The following is a 12,629-nucleotide window of genomic DNA, read 5'->3' as shown; positions in this document are numbered from 1 at the left end:
ATCACGCCCGATCCGCGACGCGTTCGCCGAGTAGGCCTTGGGGCCTCAGGAGCAGGACGAGGATGAGGAGGGCGAAGGCCCACACGTCCTTCCAGGCGCCGCCGCCGAACTGTTCCATGCCGGGTACGTCGGCCATGTAGCCGGTGGCGAGGGCTTCGGCGACGCCGAGGACGATGCCGCCGAGCATGGCGCCGTAGATGTTGCCGATGCCGCCGAGGACGGCCGCGGTGAAGGCCTTGAGGCCCATGATGAAGCCCATTTTGAAGCCGACTTGGCCGTTGTGCAGGCCGTAGCCGACGGCTGCGACGGCGGCGAACGCGGCACCGATGGCGAAGGCCATGACGATGATGCGGTCGGTGTTGATGCCCATGAGCTTGGCGGTGTCGGGGTCCTGCGCGGTGGCCTGCATGCCGCGGCCGGTGCGGGTCTTGTTGACGTAGTAGGCGAGGGCGACCATGCACAGCGGGGCGGCGAGGATGAGGAAGAAGTCGCCGCGCTGGATGTCGGCGCCGAAGATGTGCACGGGGTCGCCGCTGAACTGCGGGAACGTGCGGTCCTTCTTGGCCTCGGGGTACCACTTCCAGACGGCCTGCTGGAGCAGGATGGACAGGCCGATGGCGGTGATGAGGGGTGCCAGGCGTGGGGCGCCGCGCAGGGGGCGGTAGGCGAAGCGTTCCGCCGCGGTGCCGACGGCGACGGAGACGATGACGCCGCCGATGATCATGAGTGGGATCGCGGCGAGCAGCGAGAATCCCTCGGGGAGCCACAGGGAGACGGTGAGGGCGCCGAAGCCCCCGACCATGAAGATCTCGCCGTGGGCGAAGTTGATGAGCTGGACGATTCCGTAGACCATCGTGTAGCCGATCGCGATGAGACCGTACATCGCGCCGAGGATGAGTCCATTGGCCAGCTGTTGCGGCAGTTCGTTCACCGCAGGGCCTCCGTTGGTTCGGATATGGCACCGCGCGGGAGCGCTGGTAGCGCTTCCCGCGCGGTCTTGAGTCAATGGGTGTGCGTGGGATTTACCGGGGCTTGTAGGCCTCGCTGAACTTCGACTCCCACTTGTTGTTCTTGATCTCGTACGCGGTCATCATCGTGTTCGTGGTGTCGCCGTACTGGTCGAAGGAGACGCTGCCGGTGACGCCGTCGAACTTGACCTTGCTCATGCTGGCGAGGACCTTCTCGCGGGCGTCGTCGGGAAGCTTTCCGTCGTTGTCGTCGACGGCGAGCTTCACGGCTTCGATGATCGCCCAGGTGGCGTCGTAGGTGCCGCCACCGTAGGTCTCCATGTTTTCCTTGTAGTTCTTGTTGTATTCCGCGATGAACTTCTTCGCGGAGGGAAGTTCCTCGACGGGGGCGCCGACGGAGGTGCCGAGGTCGCCTTCGGCCTTCTTGTTGAGCTTCGGGAACTCGTCGCTCTTCATGCCGTCGCCGCCCATGAGCGGGACGTCGGCGCCGGACTCCTTGAGCTGCTGGCTGAGGGGCGCCGCGGCGGGGTACTCGCCGCCGTAGTAGACGGCTTGGGCGCCCTTGCCCTTGACCTTGGAGGCGACGGACTTGAAGTCGCGGTCCTCGGGGTTGACGTGGTCCTGGCCGACGATCTTGCCGCCGAGGGAGGTGAAGGTGTCCTTGAAGGACGCGGCGAGGCCGGCGCCGTAGGTCTTCTGGTCGTCGATCAGATAGACCTTCTTGATCTTTGCCTTCTGGTACAGGTACTGGGCGGCGAACTGGCCCTGGACCTGGTCGGTGGTGGCGGTGCGGAAGAAGGTCTTGAACTGACGCTTCTTGTCGCCCTTCTTCCAGCCGTCGCCCTGGGTCAGCTCGGTGCCGGTGTTGGCGGGCGAGATCTGGGTGAGGTTGGCGTCGTTGAAGGGCTTCTGCATCGACTGGGAGACGCTGGAGTTCAGCGGGCCGACGACGCCGATGACGTCGTCGTTGCTGATGAACTTCTGGGCGTTCTGGCCGCCGACGGAGGGCTGGGCCTGGTCGTCGAGGGGCTCCAGCTTGAACTTGACGCCGTCGACCGTGTTCTCCTTGTTGGCGGTCTTGACGGCGAGCTCGGCGGAGTTGCGCATGCCGATGCCGAGCGCGGAGAGGTCGCCGGTGAGCGGGGCGTCGAAGCCGATGGTGACGGTGGTCTTGCCGCCGCCGTTGTCGTCGGAGTCCTTGTCCTTGTCGCGCGACCCGCAGGCGGTGAGGGTGAGTGCCCCCGTGGTCAACACCGTGGTGAGGATGAGCGCGGAACGGTTTCGCACGATGGGTCCTTTCCCTGGCGCGGTCCCCTCTGCGGAGGAGCCGTGAAGATCGCCGGGCCGTACTGGTGGTGGTACCGGGCCGTGCAATTCAGTTCGCGCCCGGCGGCGCGGTGACTGGCCGTGACTCTAAGGGGGCAATTGATCCTGGTGGAGTGGTCGAGCCAAGGCTGTGACGCTCTTGTTATGCCACGGAGTATTCCGCGCTGGAACGCAGGGGTCGGTTGTGGCGGAATATGCACGCTTCGGCAGATGTCGCCCCCGTAAACCAGCAGGACCGTTAAGTGGTTTCACTCATGACAGCCGTGTTCGGGGGGTATGCGGAGCCGAACGCACGGAAATGATCTTTTGCGTTGCGTGGCGTGCTTCCGGTGGGTCGCGAGGGGATTGCACGCGCATTACGCAGCGTTACTCCGACAAAAAGGGAGCCCGGCATTCCGTGCCACTTTTCCGCTTTCGCGAATGTGCGCGGTCAGGAGTGTTTTTGCGTAGCACTCCTGTTTTTGAGGTGAAGACCACGGTGCGCGCACGGGTGCGGCCGGGTGGCGGCCCGCTGGCGCGCTCCGGATACGGTTGGTGACGACTCGTGTCCGCTATCCGGGCAGTGCCGGGGCGGGGCCCGTTCCCGTCGGGCCGCGCGGGCGCCGGGAGTTGGGCGGAGCGGGCGCGTCCGCCCGTGCGCTACCAGGGATTTCCGCCGGGTCCGCCGTCGCGGTAGCGGTCCGCGCACTTCTCGCGCGCCTGGCGCTGCATCAGTTTCCGGCCCGCGGTGGCCCCGTGGCGCTCGCGCTCGGCCCGCGCGGCCTTCAGGACGTCTAGGAGGATCGTGTACTGCCCGTTCGACAGGCCCATGTTCTGGTAGTCGCCGTAGGGCTCCTTGCCCAAGTCGTAGACGTCGCGCCCCCACTTGACGATGAGGATCGCGCACAGGTCCGCGGGGGAAGTGGTGCGTGGGGCGGGGGAGTCGGGCGTACGGGAGCCATGGGCGCGGTCGGTGCCCGCACCCGAGCAGCCGACGGCGACGGGCAGGACACAGAGGGCGGCGGCGAGGGCGAGCGCGCGGCGGAGCCTGCTTGGCCTCATGCGGCGACGCTAGGCCGGGGGCGCCCGCTCCGGCAACGCCCGGGCGCCCCCGCCCGACGGGAGAACCCCGGGCCTCAGGCCGGGGAGCCGCCGTCCGCCCCGTCGATGCCGGGCATCGCGTCGACCGGCCGCAGCAGACACGTCAGGCGCGCCGTGCACACCCGCTTGCCGTCCTCGTCGGTGATGACGATCTCGTACGTCGCCGTGGAGCGCCCCCGGTGCACCGGCGTGGCCACGCCCGTGACCAGGCCCGAGCGCGCGCCCCGGTGGTGCGTGCAGTTCAGGTCGACGCCCACGGCGACCTTCGTGCTGCCGCCGTGCAGCATCGAGCCGACCGATCCGAGCGTCTCGGCGAGGACCGCGGACGCGCCGCCGTGCAGCAGGCCGTACGGCTGGGTGTTGCCCTCGACGGGCATGGTGCCGACCACGCGGTCGGCGGCGGCCTCCAGGATCTGCACGCCCATGCGCCTGCCGAGGTTCCCGGCGGAGAACAGGGCGGGCAGGTCGACGCCGAGCGCCGCGTACTCGTCGATGACCTCTTGCGGGAACTTCGTCGTGTGCTGCTCACCCATCGGGCCGGGCTCCGTTCGTCGACGACACCTGACAACAACCGCGGCGGCCACCGCGGCGGCGCGCCTATCGCTGAGCGAACGCTCAGTCGGTCGCCGATTGTTCCAGGCGTACGACCACGGACTTGCTGGCGGGGGTGTTGCTGGTGTCGGCCGTGGCGTCCAGCGGCACCAGCACATTGGTCTCCGGGTAGTACGCCGCCGCGCAGCCCCGCGCCGTCGGGTAGTGCACGACGCGGAAGCCCGGCGCGCGCCGCTCGACGCCGTCCTGCCACTCGCTGACGAGGTCGGTGTACGCGCCGTCGGCGAGGCCCAGCTCGCGGGCGTCGTCAGGGTTGACCAGGACGACGCGGCGGCCGTTCTTGATGCCTCGGTAGCGGTCGTCCAGGCCGTAGATCGTGGTGTTGTACTGATCGTGGGAGCGCAGCGTCTGGAGCAGCAGGCGGCCCTCGGGGAGGGCGGGGTACTCGACGGGCGCGGCCGTGAAGTTGGCCTTGCCGGTGGCCGTGGGGAAGCGGCGCTCGTCGCGCGGGGCGTGCGGAAGGGCGAAGCCCTCGGGGCGTGCCACGCGCGCGTTGAAGTCCTCGAAGCCGGGGATCACGCGCGCGATGCGGTCGCGCACCGTGGCGTAGTCCTTCTCGAACTCCTCCCAGGGCGTCGCCGACTCCGGGCCGAGGACGCGGCGCGCGAGGCGGCACACGATCGCGGGCTCGGACAGCAGCTGCGGGCTCGCCGGGTCGAGGCGCCCGCGCGAGGCGTGCACCATGCCCATGGAGTCCTCGACGGTCACGAACTGCTCGCCGCCGCCCTGGAGGTCGCGCTCGGTGCGGCCGAGGGTGGGCAGGATCAGGGCGCGCGCGCCGGTCACGACGTGCGAGCGGTTCAGCTTCGTGGACACGTGCACCGTCAGACGGGCGCGCCGCATCGCCGCCTCCGTGACCTCCGTGTCGGGCGACGCGGAGACGAAGTTGCCGCCCATCGCGAAGAACACCTTCGCCTCGCCGTCGCGCAGCGCCCGGATGGCACGGACGACGTCCAGGCCGTGGTGGCGCGGCGGCGCGAACCCGAACTCCTTCTCCAGGGCGTCCAGGAACGCGGGCGCGGGCCGCTCGAAGATGCCCATCGTGCGGTCGCCCTGCACATTGGAGTGCCCGCGCACCGGGCACACGCCCGCACCGGGGCGGCCGATGTTGCCCCGCAGGAGCAGGAAGTTGACGACCTCGCGGATCGTGGGCACCGCGTGCTTGTGCTGGGTCAGGCCCATCGCCCAGCACACCACCGTGCGCTTGGAGGCGAGCACCATGCGCAGCGCCTCCTCGATGCGGGCGCGGTCCAGGCCGGTCGCCGTCAGCGTCTCGTCCCAGTCGGCGGCGCGCGCGGCGGCCACGAACTCCTCGTACCCATGGGTGTGTTCGCGGACGAACTCCTCGTCGACCGCTCCCTCTGTCTCCAGGACGAGCTTGTTGAGGAGGCGGAAGAGGGCCTGGTCGCCGCCGAGGCGGATCTGCAGGAACAGGTCGGTGAGCGCGGTGCCCTTGAGCATGCCCTGCGGGGTCTGCGGGTTCTTGAACCGCTCCAGGCCGGCCTCGGGCAGCGGGTTCACCGTGATGATCTTCGCGCCGTTGTTCTTCGCCTTCTCCAGGGCGGAGAGCATGCGCGGGTGGTTCGTGCCCGGGTTCTGCCCGGCGACGATGATCAGGTCGGCCTTGTAGAGGTCTTCGAGGAGGACGCTGCCCTTGCCGACGCCGAGGGTCTCGGTGAGGGCCGAGCCCGACGACTCGTGGCACATGTTCGAGCAGTCGGGGAGGTTGTTCGTGCCCAGCTCGCGGGCGAACAGCTGGTACAGGAACGCCGCTTCGTTGCTGGTGCGCCCCGATGTGTAGAAGAGGGCCTCGTCGGGGGAGCCGAGGGCGGCCAGCTCCTCGGCGACGATGTCGAAGGCCCGCTCCCACGACACCGGCTCGTACCGGTCGGAGCCCTCCGCCAGATACATGGGGTGGGTGAGGCGGCCCTGCTGCCCCAGCCAGTACCCGCTGCGCGTGGCGAGGTCGGAGACCGGGTGCGCGGCGAAGAAGTCCGGTGTGACGCGGCGCAGCGTCGCCTCCTCGGCGACCGCCTTCGCGCCGTTCTCGCAGAACTCCGCCTTGTGCCGGTGCTCCGGCTCGGGCCAGGCGCAGCCGGGGCAGTCGAAGCCGTCCTTCTGATTGACGCGCAGCAGCGTCAGCGCCGTGCGCCGCACGCCCATCTGCTGCTGCGCGATACGCAGGGTGTGACCGATGGCGGGCAGTCCTGCCGCCGCGTGCTGGGCGTCCGTGACCTGCGGCGCGTCCTGGACCGGATCACCCTTGGGCGGCTTGCTTGCCATGGCCTGCTCCTCTTCGAGCGCATACGTGACGTACGTCTCCGATCCTCCCACGCACGACTGACACCGCCCCCGGGCGGGCTAGGAGTGGCTGGACTGTCAGTGGGGCGTGGCAGGATCGGGGGCGTGGCAGAAACAGCAGCGAAGAAGAAGTCCGCGCCCGCCGCCAAGACGGCGAAGAAGGCGACCCCGACCGGCGGCGAGCGTCCGCGCCTGCTCCTGATGGACGGGCACTCCCTGGCGTATCGGGCGTTCTTCGCGCTGCCCGCGGAGAACTTCACGACGGCGACGGGCCAGCCCACGAACGCGATCTACGGCTTCGCGTCGATGCTGGCGAACACGCTGCGCGACGAGGCGCCCACGCACTTCGCGGTGGCCTTCGACGTCTCGCGCAAGACCTGGCGCTCCGAGGAGTTCACGGAGTACAAGGCGAACCGCTCCAAGACCCCGGACGAGTTCAAGGGCCAGGTCGAGCTGATCGGCGAGCTGCTCGACACGATGAACGCCGTGCGGTTCGCCGTCGACGGCTTCGAGGCGGACGACGTCATCGCCACGCTCGCCACGCAGGCCGAGGCGGCCGGTTTCGAGGTCCTGATCGTCACCGGCGACCGCGACTCCTTCCAGCTGATCACCGACCACGTGACGGTGCTGTATCCGACGAAGGGCGTCTCGGAGCTGACGCGCTTCACGCCGGAGAAGGTCGAGGAGAAGTACGGCCTGACGCCCGCGCAGTACCCCGACTTCGCGGCCCTGCGCGGCGACCCGTCGGACAACCTCCCCGGCATCCCCGGCGTCGGCGAGAAGACGGCCGCGAAGTGGATCAACCAGTTCGGTTCGTTCGCGGAGCTGGTCGAGCGCGCCGACGAGGTCAAGGGCAAGGCCGGACAGAACTTCCGCGACCACCTGGACGCCGTGAAGCTCAACCGCCGTCTTACGGAGATGGTGCGCGACGTCGAGCTGCCCAAGGGCGTCGACGACCTGGAGCGCGCTCCGTACGACCGCAAGGGCCTCGCGATGGTCCTGGACACCCTGGAGATCCGCAACCCCTCGCTGCGGGAGCGGCTCCTCGCCGTCGACCCGGGCGCCGAGGAGGCCGAGGAGACACCCGCCGCCGAGGGCATCGACCTGGACGGAGCGGTGCTCGGCGCCGGTGAGCTCGGGCCCTGGCTCACCGAGCACGGCAAGGCCGTCCTCGGCCTGGCCACGGTCGACTCCTGGCAGCTCGGCACCGGCTCGGTCACCGAGGTCGCGCTCGCCGCGGCCGGGGGCGCGGCGGCCTGGTTCGACCCGGCGCAGCTCGACGAGGCCGACGAGAACGCCTTCGCGGCCTGGCTCGCCGACGCCGACAAGCCCAAGGTCCTGAACAACGCCAAGGGCGTGATGCGGGTCTTCGCCGAGCACGGCTGGAGCGTCGACGGCATCACCATGGACACCGCCCTCGCGGCGTACCTCGTCAAGCCCGGGCGCCGCTCCTTCGACCTGGACGCGCTGTCCCTGGAGTATCTGGGCCGCGAGCTGGTGCCCGCGGCGGCCGACGGGCAGCTCGCCTTCGGCGTCGAGGACGACGCCGGCGCCGAGGCGGACACGCTGATGGTCCGGGCCCGCACCATCCTCGACCTGGGCACGGCGTTCGGGGACCGCCTCAAGGAGGTGAACGCCGCCGACCTCCTCAAGGACATCGAGCTGCCCACGTCCACCCTCCTGGCCCGCCTGGAGCGGCACGGCATCGCGGCCGACCGGGCGCATCTGGAGTCCATGGAGCAGCAGTTCGCGGGCGCCGTGCAGCAGGCCGTGAAGGAGGCGCACGCGGCCGCGGGCCACGAGTTCAACCTGGGCTCGCCCAAGCAACTCCAGGAAGTCCTCTTCGGCGAGCTGGGCCTGCCCAAGACGAAGAAGACCAAGACGGGGTACACCACGGACGCGGACGCCCTCGCCTGGCTCGCCGCCCAGACGGACAACGAACTCCCCGTGATCATGCTCCGTCACCGCGAGCAGGCCAAGCTGCGCGTCACCGTCGAGGGCCTGGTCAAGTCCATCGCCGCGGACGGCCGCATCCACACGACGTACAACCAGACGGTGGCCGCCACCGGCCGCCTGTCGTCGACGGACCCGAACCTGCAGAACATCCCCGTCCGCACCGACGAGGGCCGGGCGATCCGCCGCGGCTTCGTCGTCGGCGAGGGCTTCGAGTCCCTGATGACCGCCGACTACAGCCAGATCGAACTGCGCGTCATGGCCCACCTGTCGGAGGACGCGGGCCTCATCGAGGCGTTCACCTCCGGCGAGGACCTGCACACCACCGTCGCCTCGCAGGTGTTCGGCGTGGAGCGCTCCGGCGTCGACGCGGAGATGCGCCGCAAGATCAAGGCCATGTCGTACGGCCTGGCGTACGGCCTCTCGGCCTTCGGCCTGTCCGGACAGCTCGGCATCGAGGCGGGGGAGGCGCGCGCCCTGATGGACACCTACTTCGAGCGCTTCGGCGGGGTCCGCGACTATCTGCGCCGCGTCGTCGACGACGCCCGCGCCACGGGGTACACGGAGACGATGCTCGGCCGCCGCCGCTATCTCCCCGACCTCAACAGCGACAACCGGCAGCGGCGCGAGATGGCCGAGCGGATGGCGCTGAACGCGCCGATCCAGGGCACGGCGGCCGACATCGTCAAGATCGCCATGCTGAACGTGGACCGTGCGCTGGGCGAGGCGGGGCTCGGCTCGCGGATGCTGCTCCAGGTCCACGACGAAATCGTCCTGGAGATCGCTCCGGGGGAGCGGGCGGCCGTGGAGGAGCTGGTCCGGCGGGAGATGGCCGGGGCGGTTTCGCTTCGAGCGCCGTTGGATGTGTCGGTGGGCGTGGGGGCCGACTGGGAGTCGGCCGCGCACTAGCCTCTCCGGCTGGGGTGGGGTGCCTCTGGGCGTGGGGCTTTCGGTCCCGTCGGCCGGGGGCGCCCTTGATCGCGCTGCGCGCTCGTCCTCAATCGCCGGACGGGCTCTTGACAGCCTTCGTGCGTCCGTCGGCTCGGGGCGGTCTGGACAGGCCCCGGGTGAACGAGAAGCATCCGGAGCGCAACCGTGGGGAACCGGGACAGGACCGTGACGCGCCAAGACGGGAAAAACGGTCACGAACGGGTGTCTGGGCTCCGGAAGTTGTCGTAGTGTCGCCTGAGTCGTTCCGTCAAGGGCGCGCGGGTGCGCCGGGACGTACGGGCCGGGTCGTCAAGGGGAGGGGTTCACGGACATGGCGGCGGTATTCGGCAGTCGGGTGCGCAGGACCGCGGTGACCACCGCGGTCGCCGCCGCCGCGGTGGCGGCGCTGGCCGCATCGCAGGCCCCGGGCGTGACCAACGACCAGGCGCGGGACGACCGGGCGGGTGCGGCGGACACCACGCCGTCGCCGGACGGCGACTCGGCCACCGGTGACTCGCCGTACTACACGGACCTCCCGCCGCTGAAGAGCCCCGTCCCGCCGAGCTCCAAGCCTGGTGGCGGCGTGGCCACAGGCGACAAGGAAGCGGGCCTGCCGGCCTCGGTCCTCGACGCGTACAAGAAGGCCGAAGCGGCCGTGCGCACCTCCCGGCCCGGCTGCAACCTGCCCTGGCAACTGCTCGCCGCCATCGGCAAGGTCGAGTCGGGACAGGCCCGCGGCGGCCGCGTCGACGCCGACGGCACGACCCTCACGCCCATCCTCGGCCCGGTCCTCGACGGCAACGGCTTCGCGAAGATCACCGACACCGACCGCGGTGCCTTCGACGGCGACACCACGCACGACCGCGCCGTCGGCCCGATGCAGTTCATCCCCTCGACGTGGGCGAGCTGGCAGCAGGACGGCAACGCCGACGGCAAGAAGGACCCGAACAACATCTACGACGCCGCGCTCGGCGCCGCCCACTATCTGTGCGCGGGCGGCCGCGACCTCGCCGACAAGGACGACCTGCACGCGGCGATCCTCAGCTACAACCGCTCCACGGAGTACCTGAACACGGTCCTTTCGTGGCTGGAGTACTACCGCAAGGGCACCCACGAGGTCCCCGACGGCACCGGCGTCCTGCCCGACGACCGCAGCGACGAGAACCGGCCCTCGCCCGGCACGTCGAACCCGCCGCTGCGGCCCACGCCCCCGCCGAGCACCACCCCGCCGAAGCAGCTGCCCAAGCCCCATGAGCCCGGCAAGACGCCCGGCGGGGACAAGCCCGGTACGCACCCCGGAACCCCGAAGCCGCCGGACAAGCCCGGCAAGCCCCACGAGCCCAAGCCCCCGAAGCCGCCCAAGCCCTCGCCGTCCGAGCAGGTCACCCGCCTGGAGAACGCGGGCGCGGCGAAGCTCACGGCGACCGCGGGCGACACCTTCGCCGGACGGGTCGCGGCCAAGGCGGAGAACCGCAACGGCATCGGCGTGCCCAAGGTCAAGGTCCGGTTCACCATCTCCGGCGACACGGACACCCGGTTCGAGGGCGGCGCGCGCAGCGTCACCGTCACCACGACCGGCAGCGGCACGGCCACGGCACCCGTCATCGAGGCGGGCGAGCGGACCGGTGGGTTCACCGTCCGCGCCCGGGTCGTGGACCGCTCCCTGACCGCCGTCGAGGTGCCCGCGACCGTCACCGCGCGCCAGGCCGACAAGCTGGAGCGCACCAGCGACAAGGCGCTGACCTGCGTGCCCGGCCAGGCCTTCGCCGACCAGGTCGAGGTCGAGGCCACGTACAAGGGCGAAAGCGCCGCAGGCGTCACCGCCACCGCCACGATGATCAAGTCGGCGCAGGACGGCACCGCCAACGACAAGGGCCCCTACTTCAAGGACGCGAACGGCAAGCCCGTGCGCACCCTCAAGGGCCTCAAGACCGACGAGGACGGCAAGCTCCTGCTGCCGAAGATGTACGCCGACGACACCGCCGGGACGTACCTCCTGCGGATCGTCACCAACGGCGGCGCCACCCTCACCGTCGAACTGAAGGTGGCCGCTTCCGCCTCGCCCACCGCGTCCGCCTCGCCGACCGCTTCCGCCTCGCCCACCGCGTAACCAGCCACCCGCCCGCGCCCCGGCGCGAGCACCGCACGCGCGCAGCACCTGACCGCCTCCGGCCCACAACGGGCCGGGGGCGGTCGCCGTGTGTGCAACGTGTTCTCATCTGGCCTGTCCGTTGCTACGGTGCCCCCGCTCTGACGCACAGTCAGTTCCCGGTTCCAGCCGCCTCGGGAGGCCCGCATGCGTGCCCTCATCGCCGCCGCCACCGGCCTCGCCGTCGCCTTCGCCCTGGTCCTGACGATCACAGCCATCGGCGCGCCGTCCGGCGAGACCTCGCCCAAGCCGCTGCTCACCACCGTCCCCAAGCACCCGTAGGGAGGGCCGAGATGCGCCGCAAGGCCAGCCTGGTCCTGCTCGCCTTCGCCGTGTTCTGCGCGGCCATGTCCCCGCTCATGCGCTGGTACGCCTTCCCGCGCCTCGCCAAGATCCCGCCGAGCCAGTACCAGGACGCGGTCCTGGAGGCGAAGGACGCGACGCTCATCGACTACGGCACGATGAAGGCCAAGAAGGTCCCCAAGGTCACCATCGTGCAGACCCTCAAGGGCAACGTGGAGGCGTCGGAGAAGATCGAGAAGAACGACGGGGACTCCTCCCGCGACGTCGTGGTCTGGGACGCCCTGTCCTACGTACAGGACTCCAAGGGCAAGATGGTCTCCAAGATCCCCGAGCGGTACATCTTCGACGCGCACAGCCAGGAGCCCGTCCACGCCACCGGCGAGATGGTCGACGGCGACCCCGTCAAGCGCCAGGGCATCGAGTTCAAGTGGCCCTTCCTGACCGAGAAGCGGGACTACGAGTACTTCGACGCGCAGGCCCGCGTCACCAGGCCCATCCACTACAAGGGCACCCAGGACTTCCGCGGCGTGAAGGTCTACTACTTCGAGCAGACCATCCCCTGGACCAAGGTCCCCTTCCCCAAGACGATGCCGGTCGAGGACATCACCCCGGAGTCCCTCGCCAAGACCGGCACCACCCGCTGGTACACCACGGTCCGCAAGTTCTGGGTCGAACCGACCACCGGGGCGCCCGTCTACGGCGAGGAGATCCAGCGCAATGAACTGCGCGGCGGCACCCTCCTCGGCGACCGCGACAAGCTCACCGTCTTCGCCGGGCACGTGAAGATGCGCGAGGACTACATCAGGAGCACGGTCGACCTGGTCAAGTCCCAGCGCGTCCTGGTGCTCCTGCTGACCTCGTACCTCCCCTGGGGCTTTCTGATCCTCGGCGTGCTGCTGCTCGCGCTCTCCCTCTGGCTGGAGGCCCGCAGCCGCAGGCCGGGGGACCCGGCACCGGCGCCGGACGCGGAGCCGCAACCGGTCAACGCGTGAGGCCCGGCCCCGGGC

Annotated in this window: 9 protein-coding genes; 4 read left to right on the top strand and 5 right to left on the bottom strand. The window is 70.1% G+C overall.

Going from position 1 to position 12,629, the window contains the following annotated elements; translation table 11 throughout:
• Position 1: 1 nt before the first annotated feature.
• The 5 genes from ACZ6AA_RS31165 to ACZ6AA_RS31145 form a co-directional block, all read right to left on the bottom strand.
• Complete coding sequence (locus tag ACZ6AA_RS31165) at positions 2 to 931, bottom strand: branched-chain amino acid ABC transporter permease (RefSeq protein ID WP_468448869.1); 930 nt, start codon at positions 929 to 931, stop codon at positions 2 to 4.
• Between the two features lie 91 nt (positions 932 to 1,022).
• Entirely contained in the window at positions 1,023 to 2,255 is a 1,233-nt protein-coding gene (locus ACZ6AA_RS31160) for a branched-chain amino acid ABC transporter substrate-binding protein (protein ID WP_468448867.1), read from the bottom strand.
• A 678-nt stretch (positions 2,256 to 2,933) separates the two neighbouring features.
• Positions 2,934 to 3,335 carry a hypothetical protein gene (locus ACZ6AA_RS31155; protein ID WP_471461531.1) on the bottom strand — a complete coding sequence of 134 codons (402 nt, stop codon included), beginning with the start codon at positions 3,333 to 3,335 and terminating at the stop codon, positions 2,934 to 2,936.
• A gap of 74 nt (positions 3,336 to 3,409) precedes the next feature.
• On the bottom strand, positions 3,410 to 3,907 hold the full coding sequence (locus ACZ6AA_RS31150; RefSeq protein ID WP_471461528.1) for a PaaI family thioesterase: 498 nt from the start codon (positions 3,905 to 3,907) through the stop codon (positions 3,410 to 3,412).
• Between the two features lie 82 nt (positions 3,908 to 3,989).
• A complete protein-coding gene (locus ACZ6AA_RS31145; RefSeq protein WP_468448861.1) occupies positions 3,990 to 6,269 on the bottom strand; it encodes an FdhF/YdeP family oxidoreductase in 2,280 nt (759 codons plus the stop codon).
• Between the two features lie 219 nt (positions 6,270 to 6,488).
• Here ACZ6AA_RS31145 and polA point away from each other — a divergent pair, with 219 nt between their 5' ends.
• From polA to pgfA, 4 genes are all read left to right on the top strand, one after another.
• Positions 6,489 to 9,149 (top strand): DNA polymerase I, encoded by a 2,661-nt coding sequence (polA, locus tag ACZ6AA_RS31140; RefSeq protein WP_468450106.1) that lies wholly within the window; start codon positions 6,489 to 6,491, stop codon positions 9,147 to 9,149.
• 352 nt (positions 9,150 to 9,501) lie between these two features.
• Entirely contained in the window at positions 9,502 to 11,280 is a 1,779-nt protein-coding gene (locus tag ACZ6AA_RS31135; RefSeq protein ID WP_468448859.1) for a lytic transglycosylase domain-containing protein, read from the top strand.
• Positions 11,281 to 11,466: 186 nt separating this feature from the next.
• The gene (locus tag ACZ6AA_RS31130; protein WP_190116731.1) at positions 11,467 to 11,601 is read left to right on the top strand and encodes an SPW_0924 family protein; all 135 of its coding nucleotides are present in this window, start codon (positions 11,467 to 11,469) and stop codon (positions 11,599 to 11,601) included.
• An 11-nt stretch (positions 11,602 to 11,612) separates the two neighbouring features.
• On the top strand, positions 11,613 to 12,614 hold the full coding sequence (gene pgfA / locus ACZ6AA_RS31125) for a cell envelope lipid trafficking protein PgfA (protein ID WP_471461519.1): 1,002 nt from the start codon (positions 11,613 to 11,615) through the stop codon (positions 12,612 to 12,614).
• The last annotated feature ends 15 nt before the right edge of the window (positions 12,615 to 12,629 follow it).

It is taken from the genome of Streptomyces sp. NPDC040610, from assembly GCF_055594065.1.
Note: the sequence above shows the minus strand (reverse complement) of the source record. Positions and strands in the feature narration are given on the sequence as shown.

Excerpts from the sequence above, each read along its gene's own strand:
- ACZ6AA_RS31155 (WP_471461531.1), bottom strand. The coding sequence starts at position 3,335 with ATGAGGCCAAGCAGGCTCCGCCGCGCGCTCGCCCTCGCCGCCGCCCTC.
- ACZ6AA_RS31150 (WP_471461528.1), bottom strand. The coding sequence starts at position 3,907 with ATGGGTGAGCAGCACACGACGAAGTTCCCGCAAGAGGTCATCGACGAG.
- ACZ6AA_RS31145 (WP_468448861.1), bottom strand. The coding sequence starts at position 6,269 with ATGGCAAGCAAGCCGCCCAAGGGTGATCCGGTCCAGGACGCGCCGCAG.
- polA (WP_468450106.1), top strand. The coding sequence starts at position 6,489 with ATGGACGGGCACTCCCTGGCGTATCGGGCGTTCTTCGCGCTGCCCGCG.
- ACZ6AA_RS31135 (WP_468448859.1), top strand. The coding sequence starts at position 9,502 with ATGGCGGCGGTATTCGGCAGTCGGGTGCGCAGGACCGCGGTGACCACC.
- ACZ6AA_RS31130 (WP_190116731.1), top strand. The coding sequence starts at position 11,467 with ATGCGTGCCCTCATCGCCGCCGCCACCGGCCTCGCCGTCGCCTTCGCC.
- pgfA (WP_471461519.1), top strand. The coding sequence starts at position 11,613 with ATGCGCCGCAAGGCCAGCCTGGTCCTGCTCGCCTTCGCCGTGTTCTGC.